Source organism: Aliiroseovarius pelagivivens, from assembly GCF_900302485.1.
Taxonomy (GTDB): Bacteria; Pseudomonadota; Alphaproteobacteria; order Rhodobacterales; family Rhodobacteraceae; genus Aliiroseovarius; species Aliiroseovarius pelagivivens.
On sequence record NZ_OMOI01000001.1, the window covers coordinates 590,767 to 609,711 of the forward strand.

Sequence of the window (18,945 nt, forward strand, 5' to 3'; positions counted from 1 at the left end):
TTAACTTGGGACTTGATATAAGCTTACACTGTAAGTAAATCAATAGAGGGAGTTGAAAGGGGCGCAAGTGGCTAAGAAAGCAGGAAAAACATCCAAGCTGACGCGAGACGCGATCTTGGCTTCTGCCGTGAAGTTGGCGGACGAGGCCGGATCCGATTCGCTGTCCATGCGCAAACTTGCCGCCGCGCTAGGTGTCGAGGCGATGTCGCTTTACAACCACTTCGCCAACAAAGACGCTCTGCTGATGGGCATGGCCGACTGGGCCGTGGGTCAGATCCCGCTGCCCAATCCGAACGGTCCTTGGCAAGACGAACTTCGCGCCCGCGCCCATAACGCCCGGGCGGTGTTCCGACGCCACCCGTGGACGATCCAGCTGATGGTGTCCCTGCCCAACACCGGCCCGAACGTGCTGGCCTATGTCGAGGCGACGCTCGCTGTGATGACCAACGCAGGTTTTGACCTGATCGACGCCGACCACGCCTGGAACCTGATGGACAGCCACATCTATGGCTTCACCCTTCAGGAATTAAACTTCCCCTTCGCGCCCGAGGAATATGCCGAGGTCACCCAAGCCTACCTGCACCTGATCCCCGCCGACACCTATCCCAATCTGCGCGCCATGGCCGAGAAAGTCGCCGCCCGCGAATATGACGGCCTGCACAACTTTGCGCAGGGAGTGGAGCTGATTATTGCGGGGTTGGAAGGGGAGGTATAGGTGGCCAAAACCTAGCTATCAAAGCATATTGGCGTGCAGTTCCAGCACTAGATGATTGTCTGCCAAGCGTGACACAGCGGCCCTTCGCGCGCGCATCATTACGGTCGCTCTCCGCTCCATGCGCCTTGTATGGATGACCCTACAGGTCTTACTGGGTGCTCCCGTTTGCAACCGACACTGATTGATTCTTGTTCTTTGTAGCCTTGCTTTCGTGAGCCAAGGTGCCAAGGCCAAGATCGTCCAAGATGGCATAGATCGCAGGAAGCACGAAAAGTACGATCAGGCTGGCGGTAATAAGGCCGAACATTAGGCTGGAAACCAGTGGGATCAGAATTTGCGCCTGCAGGCTGGTTTCCGTCAGGATCGGCAACAGCCCCGCCGCCGTTGTCGTCGTGGTCAGGAAGATTGCCCGGAAACGGGCGCGCGCTGCGCGGGCGGCGGCTACGGCCACGGTCGTGGCATCGCCATGTTCGCGTTTGACGAAATCCACCAGCAGGATGGAGTTGTTCACAACCACGCCAGCAAGGGCCACGAATCCCAGCATGCTGGGCATCGAGAAATCCAGCCCCATGGCCATGTGGCCGAAGATTGCGCCGGTCAGAGACAGGGGTATGACCAGCATCACCACAACGGGTTCGACATAGGACCGGAATAGGAAACTGAGCAGAAGGAAAACGCCGATCAATCCGACCAGAAACCCCTTCAGCATGGATTGCTGGGTTTTTCCGGCCTCGGCGTTCTGGCCTTCGACGTCAAGAATGACGCCGGGATGGCGGGTCAGAAGGTAGGGGACGAAATTCGACAGAACATCACCGACAATTGCGTTTGCGTTGGCGATGCGCGTATCAATGGAGCCTTGCACAGTGACCGTTCGGGTGCCGTTTTGGCGGTTGATCCGGTTGTACCCCTGACCGATCTTTACATCCGCCACGACACCAAGCGGAACGGTAGACCCATCCGCACGGGCGACACGAAAATCGTCAAATGATCTATGGGTATCCTGATGCCCAAGGGCAAACTGCGCCGTGACCTCTAGAAGGTTGCCTTTAACCTGCATCTCGCTGACGGTCGTGCCGAAATAAGCTGCGCGAAGCTGATCGGCGATCATGGCTGCGGTGATCCCCATGGGTCCGGCGGCATCGTTCAGAGTGATCTGCAACTCGCGTTTCCCGGGGCGCAAATCGTCCAACACCGAGGTGACCCCGGTGTATTGCCAGATCCAATCCTGCAGTTCGACCGACGCAGCTTTGAGGGCCGCCAGATCGTCACCCTTCAGGCGCAAGTCGATGGCGATACCGGCTGGCCCGATAGTGGACTCGGCATACTTCAGGCTGATCACGTCCGGCACCGGCCCGACGGTTTGGCTCCAAAGCTCCATGATGGCATCGGGTCGGTGTACCCGTTCGGCCGAGGGCAGAAGATCGACGCTGACCGTCGCAACGTGGGCCCCGGTTTCAAACGCATCCCGGTTCTCGCCGTAATAGACCGAAACGTGTTTGATCAGGTCGATGCCACCCGGCTGTTCGGGCGACAGCTTTGTGTTGACCTGATCCAAACCGTCTTCCAGCTGCGCCACGATCGCTTCCGTCCGCGACAGCGGCGTACCCTGGGGCAGAAGAACCCGGGCGACGATGGTGTCGCCGTCCAGCTCGGGAAAGGCGGTGAACTTCAGATAGCCCCCCGCCAGCATGCTGATAGACACTAGAAGGGTCGCAAAACTGAGCCCCGCCGTCACATAGCGCCAGCGAATGGTCAGATCGGCCAGCGGACCGACCACGCGTTCGCGCGCCCAAGCCACGCCCCGTTCTACGCGCACAGATATGCCGCGTGACGTCGGCGGGGCCTCTAGGCTGTGGAGCAGGTGGTGTGGCAGGATCAGGAAAGCTTCGATCAACGATACTGACAGAACGAACAGCATCACCACGGGAACCACCCGTAATACTGCGCCGATATCACCTTGCAGGAAGGCCAGCGAGCCAAAGATCATGGCTGTCGTACCGAACGAGGCAAGCACGTTGGGAAGCACTTGTGTTGCGCCTTCGACGGCGGCGTCCATGGCGCCAAGGCCCTTTTCGCGCTGCCTGGCGATGTTCTCGGCGATGACGATGGCGTCATCCATTAACAAGCCGATAACGATCAACAGACCAATCGTCGTCATCAGGTTCAGCGAATACCCGGCCATCCACATCAATGCGACGCCACCCATGAAGGACACCGGCAGGCCCATGGTGACCCAGAATGAAAATCGGAAGCCGAAAAACAGCCAAAGCACTAGAAAGACAAGCGCCAGCCCCTGCAATCCGTTGACGACCACAAGCGACAGCCGGTCACGCACCACCGAGGCCGCGTCGGTGGTGATCTCGATCACCACGCCCGGCGGTCCTTGCTGGCGTTCGGCGTCAATGAAGGCCTTCAACTCGTCGACGATCGTTAACGCGTCTTCGGTGCGGGTTTTGCTGATGTCCAGAATGGCGGCAGGGTGGCCATCGAAGGTAATAACATCGTCGTCGGCTGCGAATTGTTCGTTGATCGTGGCGATGTCGCCCAAACGGACCTGCCCCCCAGAGGCCGAGGAGCGCACGACCAAAGCAACCAGGTCGTGAACCGTTCGACGTTCTTCGGCGACGCGGATCAGCATGGTCTCGGTTGACGTAGAAATGTCACCCGCAGGCAGATCGACACTTCCAGATTGCACCAAACGGGCAACATCCGCGACCGAGACACCGAACTGGCGCAACGCTTCTGGTTTTAGGCCGATGTGCAACTCGCGCGTTGAAAAGCCACGAATGTCGACCTTTGGAATGCCGCCCCAGGCCAGCATCCGGGTGCGTGTGTCTTCGGCAAGATCCTTCAGATCGGTGCTGTTTATGGGCCCGGTGACCGCGACCGAGGCTACGAAATCGGTTTGCCCCAGCGCGCGGACACGCGCTGTTTCGGCGCGTGCGGGCAGATCGGTGATCGCGTCGATTTCGGATTTCACATCCGCGACAAAGGTCTGAAAGTCATTGCTCTCGCGCATCCTGACAACCGAGCGTGCAAGACCTTCACGCGCCTCGCAGGTCTGCCGATCAATGCCCGTCACCGCGTCCAGAGCATTCTCGATCCGTTCGCAAATGGCGGTTTCCACGTCCTCGGGTCTTGCACCGGGATATGGCACGGTAATCTCGATTTCGTTCTGTGCTGCGCGTGGAAACGTTTCGCGCAGAAGCGTCGGGGCGACGAAAAGCCCAGCCAGCAGGAAGCCGATCATAAGAAGATTGGCAATGGTTGGGTGCCCAGCGAAGAACCTGATCATTCTGCGCGTCCCTCTGCCGCCAGCTGTGCCATCAGCGCGGTGTCTTCCGTCACGGTCAGCAACATCCCGTCCACGATGCTACTGGGCTGGCTGACAAGAACGCGTGTGCCTGCAGTGACATCGCCCGAGATCAAGGCCATACCATCTTGCACCAAAGTTGTTTCGACCTCGATAGACTGCAATCGGTCATTCGCATCGGCGACCAGAAGCCGCCCCTCGCGCAGTGCACTGCGCGGCACCCAGATGCCATCCATCGGTTCGCCCTGCAGTGACACTTCGACAAACATGCCCTTGGTCAGCGGCGGACGGTTGCCCGGTTCAACCCCGGTGTAGGCCGTATCGACCCGTACGATCACACCCAACGTGCCGGACTTCACATCCACGGTGTCGCTGATCCGATCAACCTTGGCAGGCCAGCTTATCACCTCGTCCCCTAGACGCAGATGCACTTTTGCAGAAAGCCCCAGATGGTGCAGCACGTCAGTCATGGTGGCGGGGTCCAGAACGATCCCTTGGTCGGTGCCAAGAGATGATCTGAGCAACATCCTGAGCCCCGCGATTGGAACCTGTGCTTCGATCTCTCCGGCATTGATTCCGTCAAACACAGCGGCGGTTTGACCCGACCGCAGGAACTGGCCCTCTTCCACGGCAACCGACGCGACGCGGGCGTCGAAGGGAAGGTTCAACTCGGTCCGGGCCAAGTTCAGCTTGGCAGTGTCCAAAGTGGCGCGATAAACGGCAATCTGCTCGGTCTGGACGGCCAATTGTGTCGGGAGAAGCGCCAAGGCGCTGACCAGAGACTGCACCTTCTGCCGCTGCGCCAGATGCGCGGTGCGCGCGGCGTCCAATGCGGCCTGAGAAATGGTGCCGTTTTGAAAGAGCGTCTCGGTCCGATCCAGATCGGCAGCCCGCAATGCCAGGGCTTCCTTTTCGATCTCCAACGCTGCGATCTGGTTCGCCTCGGACACCGCAAGCTCTGACAACTTGGCTTCAGCGGCGCGGATGTTTGCATCGGCTTGCGCGATGGCCAGATTGAAGTCAGTGGGTGAAATGCGCAGCAAATCCGCCCCCTTAGGCAGGATTGCGCCTTTCTGCAGGCTTGGATTGACGTATTCAACCGTGCCGCCAACTTGGGCGATGGCCTCGTAGGTACGAGATGGACGAACAAGGCCGAACCCGACCTGTCGAGGGGCCACGGCTTGCGTCTGGGCAATGATCACGCGCACCGGCGTCGAACGTTCGGTCAGCGCAATACGCTCTGGCGGCGTGCCCGTTGCGATGATGAAGGCCAGAACGCCGACGCCAAGCGCGATGATTGGCAACGTGATCAGAATGAGCTTTAGACCGGATCTCATTTGATCTCTCCTTGTTCCGTTAAGAGACTGAGTTGAAGGTCCAGCAAACGTTCGCCCGTGACGAGCAAGGCTTCGGGTTCGCGAAACCGAAGCAGCCTCAGCGCCGCTCCTTGGACAACAGACACGATCAGGTTCGTGCAATCCTCGACATCAAGGTCGCACCGAATATGCCCCATGGTCTGCGCTTCACCCATTGCACTTTGAATGGCCTTCCGAAGCCCACCCGTGCTGGTCAAGATCCGTGTGCGCAACGCCGTGGTTCCGGCGTTCGGATCACGCATCACCATAATCTCGGGCAAGGCCGGATAATCATGCAAAAGGCGAAGTTGCCCCATCATCAGTTCACGCAGCCGAGCGCTTGGGTTGGGCTGGTTTTGCGCAGCACGGATGTTTGCATCTATGCGATTGCACAACTCGTCCGTGACTGTGTTCCAGATGTCGTTCTTGTTGGGAAAATGCTTGTAGATCGCGGGTTGCGTCAGGCCTAGAAGTTCCGCGATCATCGCGGTCGTCACGCGATCGGGTCCGACCTCGAATGACAGCTCAAGGGCTGCATGCGTTATCTCGGCCTTTCGGACTGATGCTGGTTTTCTGGTTCTCATGGGTGCGACTTCGCCCGATGTACGGCCAAGGCAATTGCCACCCAAACCCCGAACCGAAGCGCCAGCGCACCGACGGTCCGCATCTCATAGGGGTTGTCCAGAAGTATCCAAACACCGAAACCCGCCGCAGCTATGAATGTCGCCACCGCAATGGCGACTGACAGACTTAAAGCCCAGCGGTGGGCCAGCCAAATGGCAATCCCAGCAGCGATATAGGCGAAGCCGGCAATGAAGTTGAACCAGACCACAAACGGTACAAAGCGTCCGGCCGTTTCCCGAATGGCGTCTGCGCCAAAAAGAACGCTGCCACCGGATATGACCGTAGCCGTCCCAAACACCATCGCAATCAGAGCGACGCCCTTCAGAGATGACCGCGGTTCTAAAGCTTGAGACTTCTCTGTCGTCATCATTCGCGCCCCGTAAAAACTGGATTCGGCTCAGGTCATTTTAGTTATAGGGATATAACTAAAGTACCCAACCTGTTTGTTCAATGTCTTTCAGGGAAGTGCCAACCAGATCGCTCAGCCGCATGAACCGGCGCGGCATCCGTCGTTTCTGGCCGTCGCAGTCATGCGGCTAGTACGCTGACAGGACATCTCAATAAGAAACGGCCCCGCATCTCTGCGAGGCCGTTCAAATTCCAACCGTAAGGTCGTAGCTCTTACGCTTTCTCCAGCTCGAACGCGTCATGCAGCGCCTGTACGGCCAGCTCCAAGTATTTGCGATCGATCAGGACTGAAAGCTTGATCTCCGAGGTGGTGATGACTTTGATGTTGATGCCTTCGTTGGACAGCACCTGGAACATCTTGGCCGCGATACCTGCCTGCGAGCGCATGCCGATCCCAACGATCGACACTTTGGCCACATCGGTGTCCGCCACGATGTCGTGGAAGTTGATGTCGCCGGCTTCCTTAGCGGCTGACATCGCCTTTTCGGCGCGCGCCACTTGATCAACCGGGCACGAGAACGTCATGTCCGTGCGGCCCTCTTCCGAGATGTTCTGCACGATCATGTCCACATTCACGCCGGCGTCTGCCAGCGGAGTGAAGATTGCCGACGCGATGCCGGGGCGGTCTGCCACCGAGATCAGGGTCATTTTCGCTTCGTCGCGGCTGTATGCGACGCCAGAAACTACATTGCTTTCCACGATATCCTCCTCGTCGCAGACCAACGTGCCTGCTTCCGGGTCATATTCTTCGAAACTGCTAAGAACCCGCAGTTTCACCTTATAGCGCATTGCCAGCTCGACCGAGCGGGTTTGCAGAACTTTCGCACCAAGCGATGCCAGCTCCAGCATTTCCTCAAACGCGATCTTGTCCAGTTTGCGCGCCTTGTCCGAGATGCGCGGGTCGGTCGTATAGACGCCGTCCACATCGGTATAGATGTCGCAACGCTCGGCCCCGAAGGCGGCGGCAAAAGCCACGGCGGTGGTGTCCGATCCGCCACGGCCCAGCGTGGTGACCCGGCCATCATCCGCGATGCCCTGGAAGCCCGCCACAACGGCGACGCGCATGCCTTCGCCGAACTTGGCCATGATGTTGTCGGTCGGGATCTCTTCAATCCGCGCGGCCGAGTGCACGCCGGTGGTTTTCACCGGCACTTGCCAGCCCTGCCAGCTGCGTGCGGGCACATCCATTTCCTGCAGGCGTAGCGACATCAGACCTGCGGTCACTTGCTCGCCCGAGCTGACTACCGCGTCATATTCGCGTGCATCATACAGATGTGAGGTTTCGTTGACCCAGCCCACCAACTCGTTGGTCTTGCCCGACATGGCCGAAACGATGACGATCACGTCATAGCCATTGGCCACCTCACGCGCGACCCGCTTCGAGGCCCGGTGGATCCGATCCAGATTGGCGACCGATGTGCCGCCGAATTTCATCACCAGAATAGGCATGCTGCCCCATCCCTTCCTTTACGTCCGGCTTCTCTTACGCAGGAGGGCGCGAAAGGGCAAGTGTGGATGGGGCGACATGTTGGCCCTTTGACCCCGGGTGGTGATTGTTGGCTACAGATCAAATACCGTGATCCACTCGCCATCCAGAGTGCGGCATCCATGGTTCCGGACAAGATGCCGGGCAACGGCGCGCATATGCGCGGCGCCATAGACAATCCCGATGGTCTGTTTCGCATCACCCAGTTTGGCAATCTGATCGTCGATGACGCTGATCAAATGTTGATCACGATGCTCTAGTAAAATGTTGTCTATTTCTTGGGTATCATCGTCTATCAAAAGGTCATCGCGGCTTTCCAGCATTTGGCTGTTGATCTGGCGCGCCATAAGACGGCGAGTTCCAAATAACCGCAGGTAAAGCCCGAAAAAATATGCAGCAACAGGAAGAATAAACCGGTTGAAGAAGGACAGGTCTTCCCAGCTTTCATCAAAATGCGCGCCCTCGATATCCGCAAGGACCAGTCGCTCTTTGACGTGATCAAGCGCCATTTCGTGTTGTGCGACCAGTCCCAGTCGCGGATTTCGCGTCAGCTGCAAATAAGCTTGGGCCAGCCTTTTGCTGAACTTGCTACTGACACCCTCGCATAGAATGATATCGCACTGCGACAATCGCTTTGACACCTCGGCATAGAACGAAGGTTGCGCCACATGGATCATTGGAAAGAGCATAACGCGAAAGCCCATTTGCGGGCTTTCGAGGGTCCAGACGGCGCTGCGCACCCCCAGCACGGATCGTTCAATGAACTGCATTCTGTCCTCAGCGCCGGATTAGTCCTTCTTTGCGTATTTGATAAACGGTGTCCGCGTGGCGACCTGATCGTAGAGCATCCGGCCCTTGTAGTTGAACTCTTGCGTTAGCCAGTAGGTGCCTGAGCAGCCATTATCCTTGGCGATCTTGTGGACGGCTTCGATCAGCTGTCGGCCAACGCCGCCCCCGCGCAAGTTGGGATCGACGTAGAGGTCCATCAGGTAGCATGTGTTCTCGATGCTCCACATGCTGCGGTGAAACAGAAAATGGGTCAGGCCGACGAGGGTTCCGTCCTGCTCGGCCACCAGCCCTTGATACTCGCCAGGTTCCCCCGACAGCATCCGCGCGAACGAGCTTTCATAGACCGCGTCGTCCAGTTTGGTTTCGTAGAACTCCAGATAGGCGGTCCAAAGCGCGCGCCAGGCGGGCTTGTCGTCGGCACGGATGGGGCGGATGGTGATCTCAGCGGGCATGGCGTTGTCCTGAATAGGGGTGCGTTGGCAATAGCCTAGCCGATTGCCCCCCGATCTCAAGGCGCCTTAGTTTACCTTCCGCGTCGGTGTGAAGGGCAGCGGCATTACCGGCACGCCATCCTCGATCAGCTCTTTGGCGTCTTCCAGCTTGGTTTCGCCATAGATGGCGCGTTCCGGGGCATCGCCCAGATGCATGGCGCGGGCTTCTTTGGCGAAGTCTTCGCCAACATAGTCGCTCTCGGCCTCGACCTTGGCGCGCAGCTTGGCGATTTCAGCGGCGATTTCTTCCTGCACTTCTGGGGGAGGCGCCACATGCGGGGCAGTGGTCGGTTGGGAAGGGGCCGCTTGGGCAGGGAGGGGCGCTGGGGTTGGCTGAGGCATGTCAGGTTTCGCCGCCGCAGTGCGCGCTGGACGTACCTTGGGGGCCATCAGGGTCTTTTCAACCGTGGTTGATCCGCAATCCGGGCACACAACATGACCCGCCGCCTTCAACGCATCAAAGGCGTCGGCGTTCTGGAACCAGCTTTCGAACTTGTGGTCCTTGTCGCATTTCAAAGCATATCGGATCATAGGGCGCGTGCGTCCAATTGGTGTCTTACTAAAGATATATGAAACTCGGTGAGGGCTAGTGCAAGACCCTAGCGGCTGTTGCCGATGATCAGCGCAGCGCTTTCGGATCGAAATCCTTGATGATCTGACGCAGCTCCGGTTCGCCCACCAACTGTGCGGCTTTCTTGCGGCTGACCCATTTGCGTCGACGCTCTTGCTTTTCGGGAAAGCTTTTCAGCTGTTTCTTCACCTTCAGCGGAAACACCGCCACCACGCAAGGCAGCCGTTCGCCGGCAAAGCCCTTGTCATAGGCATAAAACCCAAGCACTTGATGGAACAGTTTGCCTTCCACCCCGGCCTCTTCAAAGGCTTCCGTTGCAGCCGCCCCAGCAGGTGTTTCCCCATCCATCGGCCAGCCTTTGGGAATGATCCACCGCCCGGTCCCGCGCGAGGTGATCAGCAGAATTTCGACACTGCCATCACGAATACGGAAGGGAAGCGCACCGAACTGCGTGCGCACGGATCGCTTATCAGAAAGCGACAGCCGGATCGGCTTTTGTTTGCCTTTCGCAATCGTCAACTTTTTGCTGCCTTTGTTCCTCATGGTTCCGGTCACTTACCCGGTTATTGTTGTTCTTCTTTAAAGATAGCCAGTTTCAGGGCGAAATAAAGCGAAAATGGCTGATTTTGTATGTGGTGGACCAGCTGCCCCTAGATCGGGTGCATTTCCGACGGATTGGCCATAAAAAACGCCCCGACCAAAGGACGGGGCGTTGAGAATGCCATTCACATATGGGTTAGTCGCGCGTGCCCGCAAACCGCTCTTGCCATTCTTCGCGCTGCTCGTCCGCGATCTTGGCAAAGAGGTTTTCCGGCACCGTAAAGGCGTGACCCGGTTTCAGCGTGTCCAGCGCCTCGGCCACGTCACCCGGCCAGTCCATGTCGGTGTCCATTGCAGCGCGCAGCGTTTCCGAAGCATCTGGAATGAACGGAGCTGACAGGACTGCGTAAAGGCGGATCAGGTTCAGCGCCAGACGGATCTGCGCGGCGGCCTGATCGGGGTCAGTTTTGAACGTCGCCCACGGCGCGGTGGACTGCAGATATTCGTTGCCTGCAACCCAAATGCCACGCAGCTCTTGGGCTGCCTTACGCACGTCCATCGCTTCCATATGGCCTTCATAGGCGCGCACTTTGGTGGTCAGGTCGGCGATCAGCGCGGTTTCCGCATCGCCATAGCTGCCGCCTTCCGGCACTGCTTCCGAGAACTTCGAGCGGCAGAACTTGGTCACGCGGCTTACGAAGTTACCCAGCACATCGGCCAGATCTTTGTTCACCGAGGTCTGGAAATTCTCCCACGTGAATTCACTGTCCGAGTTTTCGGGCGCGTGGCTTAAGAGCCACCAGCGCCAATAGTCCGCAGGCAGGATCGACAGAGCCTGATCCATAAACACGCCACGGCCTTTCGAGGTCGAGAACTGCCCGCCATCATAGTTCAGATAGTTGAACGACTTGATGTAATCGACCAACTTCCACGGCTCTTGCGAACCCATGATCGTGGCCGGGAACGACAGCGTGTGGAACGGTACGTTGTCCTTGCCCATGAACTGCACATACCGCACGTCATCGGCACCTTTGTCGGTGCGCCACCAGCGTTCCCAGAACTCGGGCCCTTCGCCTTTCTCATCCGCCAGTTCGGCGGTGGCGGCGATGTATTCGATGGGCGCATCGAACCAGACATAGAAGACCTTGCCTTCCATACCGGGCCAATCTTCGCCACCCTTCTTCACAGGCACACCCCAGTCCAGATCTCGCGTGATGCCGCGATCTTGCAGCCCGTCGCCATCATGCAGCCATTTCTTCGCGATCGAGGTCGTCAGAACCGGCCAATCGGATTTCTGGTCGATCCACGCATCCAGTTTGTCCTTCATCGCGGACTGTTTCAGGTACAGGTGCTTGGTCTCGCGTACTTCCAGATCGGTCGATCCCGAAATGGCTGAGCGTGGGTTGATCAGGTCAGTCGGATCAAGCTGCTTGGTGCAGTTCTCGCACTGGTCACCGCGCGCGCCGTCATAGCCACAGTTGGGGCATTCACCTTCGATATAGCGATCCGGCAGGAAGCGCCCATCGGCGTTCGAATAGACCTGCTTTTCGCTGACTTCTTCGATGAACCCGTTATCCGCCAGTTTGCCTGCAAAATGCTGGGTCAGCTTGTGGTTCTGGGGGCTGGAAGAGCGCCCGAAATTGTCGAAAGACAGGCGGAAGCCGCGTGCGATTTCGGCCTGAACCTCGTGCATCTCGGCACAGAACTCGGCCACAGGTTTGCCTGCTTTTGCCGCCGCCAGTTCAGCAGGCGTGCCGTGCTCGTCGGTGGCGCAGATAAACATGACCTCGCGACCACGACAGCGGTTATAGCGGGCGTAAAGGTCAGCTGGCAGTTGCGAGCCAACCAGGTTTCCAAGGTGCTTGATCCCGTTGATGTAAGGGATTGCCGAAGTGATGAGGACGCGGTTCATGAGAGCTCCCAAAACGTGTTTGGGGCCGTATACGACATGCCCCGTCTCATGACCAGAGGGACAAGCCCATCAGCCCCGATCCCGAAGCTTTCCAAACAGCCGCCCCATCGAGAACGTGGTGCGCGGGGTGTAGGTATAGGGCGTGCGTTCGTCCAATGTTGGGCGGTGGCGCATCCGGGCCAGTCCGAAGCCGATCAGCACCACGTGGCCCACAGCAATCATCGTGAAAAGGGCAGACGGGCCATAGCTTTCGATCAGGTTTGATGCCAGCAGCGGCGAGGCGATGGCCCCAACCGCATAGTAAAACATCAAGGCCGCCGACAGCTCGACCCGTTCCTCGCTGGAGGCAAAGTCATTGGCATGCGCCGCCGCGACCGAGAAGATGGGGAACGTTGTGAAGCCAAACAGGCCCGCAGTAAGGAATACGCCCGTGATCCCTGATCCGGCAGCCAGCACGGTGATCATACAGCTTGCGATGGCCGCGGCCGACAGCCAAATCAGCACCCAGCGCCGGTCATATCGGTCCGCCAGCCAGCCCGCAGGAAGTTGCGCCAACGCGCCGCCCAAAACGAAAGCCGCAAGGAACCACGCCAACTGGCTGGTCTCTAATCCCACCTCGTTGCCATAGATCGGGCCAACCATGCGAAAGGCCGAGGTGGTGATGCCCGATGTGATCACCGCTGCCACGGCCAAAGGGGACCGCATCCAAGCCAATGCGGGGCGAAGGCGCGGTGCTTCTGGCATTTTTGGTTGGCGCGCCCGGGTCAGGGCTAACGGCAGAATGGCGGCGCAGCAGGCAATCGCGAGAATGTTGTAGCTGATGTAATGTGCAGGTTCCAAAACCGCGATCATCAACTGGGCGCAAAGCGATCCCCCCAGTTCGACAATGCGATAGCCGCCCATCACGCGGCCCCGTGTGTCGTTTGTCACGCGCGCGTTCAACCAGCTTTCAATCACCGTATAGCTGCCAGCCACACACAGTCCCGTTGCCATCCGCATTATCGCCCAGGCATAGGGGTCAATCCACATCATATGCGCCAGCAGACCAATCGCCCCTAGCGCGGCAAATCCTGCATAGGCGCGTGCATGGCCGACGGCGCCCATCAGGCGCGGTGCCCACCAGCATCCGACAAAAAAACCGACGAAATGGGCCGAGCCCAGCAGGCCAACTTCGGCCCGGGTGAAACCCAACGTCAGGCCTGACACCGCGTCCAGTGGGGCCGCCCCGCCGGAACTCAGCTGCAAAAGTACGATGGACAGCAGCAGTGGAGTAAAACTTAGAAACAGTCGCATCTGGCACCTCGGTTCCCTTCAGCTTGGCAGCTTTGACGCGCGCCTCCGTTCCGTCCGCGACCTCTTGAACCTTTGGCTGTCGTTTTTCGCTGTTTCGCTTGCGGGGCGTGGGGGTGGCTGGTAAGCGAGGGAAACCTGATGGAAACAATAGGAATTGCGTCAGGAGACGGGAAGGCACTGAAGATGGACATGACACCCCAAAGCACAGCGCGGCTGGAAGTGCGCGGGTTGAAGCGCAACTTTGGCGGGCTGGATGTGGTGCGCGACGTGTCCTTGTCGCTTCAGGCTGGTCAGGTGACCGGGCTTTTGGGGCCGTCCGGCTGCGGCAAGTCCACCACGCTTCGTATCATCGCAGGCGTTGACCACCAGACCGAGGGCGAGGTCTGGATCGACGGCCAGATGGTCGCTGGCCCCGGTGTGTTTGTTCCGCCCGAAAAACGTCACATCGGTCTGATGTTTCAGGATTTTGCCCTGTTTCCTCACCTGTCTGTCGGTGACAACGTCGCGTTCGGTTTGTCCGGCACACGAACCGAGAAACGCCAACGTGTCTACACGCTTTTGGACAAGGTCGGGCTTGGCAAGTTCGTCGACAAGTTTCCGCACGAGCTGTCGGGCGGCGAACAACAGCGCGTCGCCTTGGCCCGTGCACTTGCGCCCAAACCCTCGATCATGCTGATGGATGAGCCGTTCTCGGGCCTCGACAATCGTCTGCGTGACGGCATCCGCGACGAAGCGCTGAGCATCCTGAAAGAGGAAGGGGCCGCCGTGCTTCTGGTCACACATGAACCGGAAGAGGCGATGCGCATGGCCGATGAAATCGCGCTGATGCGTGCAGGCCAGATCGTGCAGCACGGCGCACCCTATAACCTTTATAACGCCCCGGTCGATTTGCAGGCCGCCGCCTTCTTTTCTGACGTGAACGTCATTTCAGGTGTAGTCGATGGCGCACTGACTCAAACTGCTTTCGGTCAGTTTCTGGCGCCCGGTGTGCCAGACGGGTCCACCGTGGATATCGTGATCCGCCCACAGCATCTGAAAATCGACTTTGATCGTGGGGGCGTTGGTCCCAGCCCGACACTCGACCACGGCGTTTGGGCGCGCGGATTGGTGAAACGTGCACGTTTCATCGGCAAGGAAAGCCTTGTTGAATTTCAGATGGAGCGAGACGGCAGTATCCTGACCGCCTCGGTCCCGTCAGTATTCCTGCCAAAGCCCGACACGCCGCTGTGGATCGCCATCCGCCGAGACCGCTGCTTCGTATTCCCACGCCGCTGACTCGGCAGAATCGAGTCGCGCCCAACGTTCAAATCTAGCCACCTGATGCCGACTTATCTGACAGCTTGCTGACATCACGCGTCAGATATCGCGAAAACCCAACCGTTTTCGCAGTTTTTTCCCTTTGGGGCTTTGAACTTCCCGCATGAAGCAATAAATGTTCAGGGCGATATATCTGCGAAAGCTGCGAATGGCTTTCGGACTAGGGAGAAAAACATGCTCAACAATATCGGCCTTCCGGGCCTTCTGCTGATTGCCGTCGTGGTGCTGGTTCTGTTCGGCCGCGGCAAAATCTCGTCGCTGATGGGCGAGGTCGGCAAAGGCATCACTGCGTTCAAGAAGGGCGTAGATGATGGCAAGAAGGAAATCGAAGACGAAGCCGCCGAGGTGGCCAAGGACGTGACCCCCGAAACCGAAAAAGACAAGGCGTAAGCCGCCTAAGGAAAGGCGCAGCCTATGTTCGATATCGGGTTTACCGAGCTTCTGGTCATCGGCGTTGTCGCCCTGATCGTGGTGGGTCCAAAGGACCTGCCCGGCATGTTCCGCACGCTTGGTCGCTTCACGGCGCGGGCGCGCCAGATGGGGCGCGAATTCACGCAAGCCATGAATGACGCGGCGGATGAAAGCGGGATCAAAGATGTCTCTTCGACGCTGAAGTCGGCGACTTCGGCCAAGTCGATGGGGCTTGATACGCTAAACAAAGCCGCCGAAGGGTTTGAAAAGTGGGATCCTTCAAAGGCATTGCGCGACCAGAAAGAGGCTGATGCCGCCCTCAAGGCGAAAGATGCCGAGAAGAGCGCAAAGTTGGCAGAAGATACTGCAAAGGCGGCCGAAAAGATCAGCGCCGCCAGTGCAAAGCCGGCGTCTAAGGCAACCGATGATGCCGACGCGAAGCCCGCAGCCAAGCCTAAGACGGCCAAGAAGCCCGCTGCGAAAAAGGCTAGCACCAAAAAAGAGCCCGCAAAAAAGCCCGCGGCCAAGAAACCTGCAGCCAAGAAACCGGCTGCAAAGAAACCTGCGGCCAAGAAACCAGCTGCGAAGAAGCCTGCGGCCAAACCCAAATCCACGGACACATTTGACGCATGAGCGATACTGAAGAGATCGAAGACAGCTCGGCCCCGCTGATCGAGCATCTGGCCGAGCTGCGCACGCGGCTTATCCATTCCGCCGTCGCTTTCATCATCGGTATGGTGATCTGCTTCACGGTCTGGAACCCGATTTTTAACTTCCTGACCGAACCGTTGTGTTCGACCATGGCCAATCGCGGTCAAGACGATTGCGGGCTGATCCTGATCAAGCTGCAAGAGGGTTTCTTCGTCGCGGTTTCGATCTCGCTTTTTGGGGGCTTGGTTCTGTCCTTCCCCTATATCAGCTACCAGCTATGGCGCTTCGTGGCGCCGGGGCTTTACAAGAACGAAAAGAACGCGTTCCTGCCCTTCATGCTGGCCTCGCCGATTATGTTCCTGATCGGGGCATCTTTCGCATTCTACGTGGTTATGCCGCTGGCGTTTGATTTCTTCCTTGGGTTCCAGCAAACCGGCAACGTCGCTGAAACTGGCGTCGAGGCGTCCATCGATTTCCAAGGTTCTGTGCAGGAATATCTGCGTCTATCGATCAAATTCATCGTGGCCTTTGGCCTGTGCTTCCAGCTTCCTGTGCTTCTGACCCTGATGGGCAAGGCCGGTCTGGTATCCTCGCAGGGTCTGGCGGATGTGCGTAAATACGCGGTTGTTGGCATTCTGGTTCTGGCCGCTCTGGTCACGCCGCCCGATGTCATCACTCAGGTCATTCTGTTCGTCGTGGTCTATGGCCTCTATGAGATTTCGATCCAGCTTGTGAAACGGGTCGAGACAAAGCGCGAGGCTGATCTGCGCGCGCAAGGTCTGTGGTTCGACGATGACGACGAGGAAGTCGAAGACGAGCTGATGGCCGAGTTTGACGAAGATGACGATGAAGATGAAGGTGGGGACGATGATCCTAGCGATGATCCCGAAGGCGGCCCAGATGATGACCCCGAGGATGATCCGGGCATGGTTGAAACCGGTCGTTGATCCTTCATAGATAAAGAGACACCAAAGCGCGCCCAATCGGGCGCGCTTTTTCTCTGCGCGGTTACTTAAGACTTCATAGTCCGCCACGTCCGCACTCTGAAAACCGAGCAATCGACGATTGTCGATGGCGGCTCACAGATGTTTTGTAGCGGGGGCGAGTCGCAATCTATCTATTTGATACGGAGTTGAATTACTGGTTTCACTTTTGACAATTGGAAACTTATTATGCGTGTAATGATAAAGCGCTATACAATTCAGAGGTTAAAATGATTAATTCAGCAGCTCGCATTTTCACAATGTCACTCGCGGCTTTGGCAACGTTTTCCAGCTTAACATTGGCAGGGGTTTGGACGGAATCCGAGGATAGTCCTGGAGAGCCTGTCGAGTTCTGCATAGATGACATATGTGAAATGACGCGATATGTGCTCATTGGTTCTACTAGGGGATGGGCTTTTCATGAGCTTGCGAACGGGTACCGAGTAGATAGCCATTTTGATCCCTTGACGAAACTTTCCACCACAGTGGCTTATTTGGGCGAAGTGAAATTATCCGCTGCGCGCTTCGCCTCTGTGCGACTGAACGATCCGGGAAATCTTCCCCCATTTCTGATTTCGGTTTCGGAAGATGGTCGATTTGCGAAGATACAAGGGGAAGTTACAGAACAGACCGCCCAAGAGTTCCAGAGACTACTGGATACGCATCCGAGCTTAATCGGAGTATCTTTGCACAGTTGGGGAGGTTCAGCCCCAGATGCAATAATCATCGGTAAAGCCATCTGGAACCGTCGCCTTTCCACCTTCATTCCAGAAGACGGTTTCTGCGGGGCTGAATGTGCGGTGTTATTTCTATCAGGCTATGACCGACGTGTGGAAGGTGTGCTCGAAATATCCCCGCTCACTGATCCGGTGGTGCCCCGCGCCGATCTGTACAGTGCTTATTGGGGCTTAATGCAAGAGGCGGATGTAGATTTTGACATAATGGGACTCTATCATGTGCTTGAGTGGAACCAAACTCTGCAATTGTCGGAAGTCGTTGGCGCGAAAGAACGGCTGAATCGCGATTTGCCGGGCGATGCGCTCAACCATTGATCTCATGTTCCGGCGGTAAATTTTTTTAGTCGCAAATTCGATCTAAAGGAAAGAAGTTTGCATAATCTCACTACACGAATTGGCACTTCACTTGTTTGGGCATATTAGCCAACAAATCAGTAGACGATTAAAGGACTAAGCACATGGCGGATCAGGACATGATGAAACGCATTGCCGAAGCTTTAGAGCGCATGTCCCCTGCGCCCTTCGATGCTCCGGATTTTGACAGTGCAGATGCCTTCGTCTGGCATGTCTCCCCTGATCGTTTGGAACCCGTTCAGAATGTCTCGCGCGTGGCGTTGGACTTGCTTGTTGGCGTGAACCGCTCGCGCGATACGCTGCTTGAAAACACCCTGCAATTTGCCAACGGGTTGCCCGCCAACAACGCGCTTCTTTGGGGGGCTCGGGGTATGGGGAAATCGTCCTTGGTCAAGGCCGTGCATGCCGAGATTCTGAGCCGTGGCAAACCCTTGAAAATTGTCGAATTGCAACGCGAAGACCTACCGTCGGTGTCGCGTCTTCTGAACCTTCTGCGCGGGTCTGAACATCGCTTCCTGCTGTTCTGTGATGACTTGTCCTTCAGCCATGATGACCAGCATTACAAGTCGCTGAAAGCCGTGTTGGATGGAGGGATCGAGGGCCGTCCGGACAATGTGGTTTTCTATGCCACATCAAACCGCCGACACCTGATGCCGCGCGACATGATCGAAAACGAACGTCAGTCCGCGATCAACCCGTCTGAAGCGGTGGAAGAAAAGGTCTCGCTTTCTGATCGTTTCGGGCTGTGGCTGGGTTTCCACCCCTGTGATCAGGACGAATACCTGTCGATGATCCGGGGGTACTGTAAAGCCTATGGTGTCGAGATCGACGACGACACCCTGTGGGCCGAGGCGATCGAGTGGCAAGCCACACGTGGGGCGCGCTCGGGTCGTGTGGCGTGGCAGTACTTCACCGATCTGGCGGGTCGCAAGGGTGTGACGCTGGACTAAGCGCGCAGATCAAAAGGTTTTTCAACCCTTCGTGGCATGTTAGTG

The 18,945-nt window shown here is 57.6% G+C and carries 18 protein-coding genes; 7 read left to right on the forward strand and 11 right to left on the reverse strand.

Features of this window, described 5'->3' with window-relative positions; genetic code table 11:
- Window positions 1-67 precede the first annotated feature (67 nt).
- A complete protein-coding gene (locus ALP8811_RS02870) occupies window positions 68-715 on the forward strand; it encodes a TetR/AcrR family transcriptional regulator (RefSeq protein WP_108855673.1) in 648 nt (215 codons plus the stop codon).
- Between the two features lie 148 nt (window positions 716-863).
- Here the strand turns inward: ALP8811_RS02870 and ALP8811_RS02875 are convergent, their stop codons facing one another.
- The 11 genes from ALP8811_RS02875 to ALP8811_RS02925 all read right to left on the reverse strand — a co-directional run bounded on the left by ALP8811_RS02875 (window position 864) and on the right by ALP8811_RS02925 (window position 13,497).
- On the reverse strand, window positions 864-4,010 hold the full coding sequence (locus tag ALP8811_RS02875; protein ID WP_108855674.1) for an efflux RND transporter permease subunit: 3,147 nt from the start codon (window positions 4,008-4,010) through the stop codon (window positions 864-866).
- Entirely contained in the window at window positions 4,007-5,365 is a 1,359-nt protein-coding gene (locus ALP8811_RS02880; RefSeq protein ID WP_108855675.1) for an efflux RND transporter periplasmic adaptor subunit, read from the reverse strand. The genes ALP8811_RS02875 and ALP8811_RS02880 overlap by 4 nt, the downstream gene beginning before the upstream one ends.
- The gene (locus ALP8811_RS02885; protein WP_108855676.1) at window positions 5,362-5,967 is read right to left on the reverse strand and encodes a TetR/AcrR family transcriptional regulator; all 606 of its coding nucleotides are present in this window, start codon (window positions 5,965-5,967) and stop codon (window positions 5,362-5,364) included. Before ALP8811_RS02885 ends, ALP8811_RS02880 begins: the two co-directional genes overlap by 4 nt.
- Entirely contained in the window at window positions 5,964-6,377 is a 414-nt protein-coding gene (locus tag ALP8811_RS02890; RefSeq protein ID WP_108855677.1) for a hypothetical protein, read from the reverse strand. Before ALP8811_RS02890 ends, ALP8811_RS02885 begins: the two co-directional genes overlap by 4 nt.
- A 251-nt stretch (window positions 6,378-6,628) precedes the next feature.
- Complete coding sequence (locus ALP8811_RS02895) at window positions 6,629-7,864, reverse strand: aspartate kinase (RefSeq protein ID WP_108855678.1); 1,236 nt, start codon at window positions 7,862-7,864, stop codon at window positions 6,629-6,631.
- Between the two features lie 111 nt (window positions 7,865-7,975).
- Complete coding sequence (locus ALP8811_RS02900) at window positions 7,976-8,671, reverse strand: hypothetical protein (RefSeq protein ID WP_108855679.1); 696 nt, start codon at window positions 8,669-8,671, stop codon at window positions 7,976-7,978.
- 18 nt (window positions 8,672-8,689) lie between these two features.
- A complete protein-coding gene (locus tag ALP8811_RS02905; protein WP_108855680.1) occupies window positions 8,690-9,142 on the reverse strand; it encodes a GNAT family N-acetyltransferase in 453 nt (150 codons plus the stop codon).
- Window positions 9,143-9,208: 66 nt separating this feature from the next.
- Window positions 9,209-9,712 carry a DUF1178 family protein gene (locus tag ALP8811_RS02910; protein WP_108855681.1) on the reverse strand — a complete coding sequence of 168 codons (504 nt, stop codon included), beginning with the start codon at window positions 9,710-9,712 and terminating at the stop codon, window positions 9,209-9,211.
- An 88-nt stretch (window positions 9,713-9,800) separates the two neighbouring features.
- Window positions 9,801-10,271, reverse strand: coding sequence for an NUDIX hydrolase (locus ALP8811_RS02915; protein WP_306418702.1), 471 nt, complete (start codon window positions 10,269-10,271; stop codon window positions 9,801-9,803).
- A 217-nt stretch (window positions 10,272-10,488) separates the two neighbouring features.
- Window positions 10,489-12,204: a methionine--tRNA ligase gene (gene metG, locus ALP8811_RS02920; protein WP_108855683.1), complete on the reverse strand. Its 1,716-nt coding sequence runs from the start codon at window positions 12,202-12,204 to the stop codon at window positions 10,489-10,491.
- 69 nt (window positions 12,205-12,273) lie between these two features.
- Window positions 12,274-13,497 (reverse strand): MFS transporter, encoded by a 1,224-nt coding sequence (locus ALP8811_RS02925; protein ID WP_108855684.1) that lies wholly within the window; start codon window positions 13,495-13,497, stop codon window positions 12,274-12,276.
- A 189-nt stretch (window positions 13,498-13,686) separates the two neighbouring features.
- Here ALP8811_RS02925 and ALP8811_RS02930 point away from each other — a divergent pair, with 189 nt between their 5' ends.
- From ALP8811_RS02930 to ALP8811_RS02955, 6 genes are all read left to right on the forward strand, one after another.
- Window positions 13,687-14,772 (forward strand): ABC transporter ATP-binding protein, encoded by a 1,086-nt coding sequence (locus tag ALP8811_RS02930; RefSeq protein ID WP_108857403.1) that lies wholly within the window; start codon window positions 13,687-13,689, stop codon window positions 14,770-14,772.
- A gap of 216 nt (window positions 14,773-14,988) precedes the next feature.
- Window positions 14,989-15,204, forward strand: coding sequence for a twin-arginine translocase TatA/TatE family subunit (locus ALP8811_RS02935; protein WP_108855685.1), 216 nt, complete (start codon window positions 14,989-14,991; stop codon window positions 15,202-15,204).
- A gap of 24 nt (window positions 15,205-15,228) precedes the next feature.
- Entirely contained in the window at window positions 15,229-15,858 is a 630-nt protein-coding gene (tatB, locus tag ALP8811_RS02940) for a Sec-independent protein translocase protein TatB (protein ID WP_108855686.1), read from the forward strand.
- The gene (gene tatC, locus ALP8811_RS02945; protein ID WP_108855687.1) at window positions 15,855-16,823 is read left to right on the forward strand and encodes a twin-arginine translocase subunit TatC; all 969 of its coding nucleotides are present in this window, start codon (window positions 15,855-15,857) and stop codon (window positions 16,821-16,823) included. The genes tatB and tatC overlap by 4 nt, the downstream gene beginning before the upstream one ends.
- A gap of 212 nt (window positions 16,824-17,035) precedes the next feature.
- Window positions 17,036-17,911, forward strand: a complete 876-nt coding sequence (locus ALP8811_RS02950) for a hypothetical protein (protein ID WP_146183981.1) — start codon at window positions 17,036-17,038, stop codon at window positions 17,909-17,911.
- A gap of 143 nt (window positions 17,912-18,054) precedes the next feature.
- The gene (locus tag ALP8811_RS02955) at window positions 18,055-18,900 is read left to right on the forward strand and encodes an ATP-binding protein (protein ID WP_108855689.1); all 846 of its coding nucleotides are present in this window, start codon (window positions 18,055-18,057) and stop codon (window positions 18,898-18,900) included.
- Window positions 18,901-18,945 lie beyond the last annotated feature (45 nt).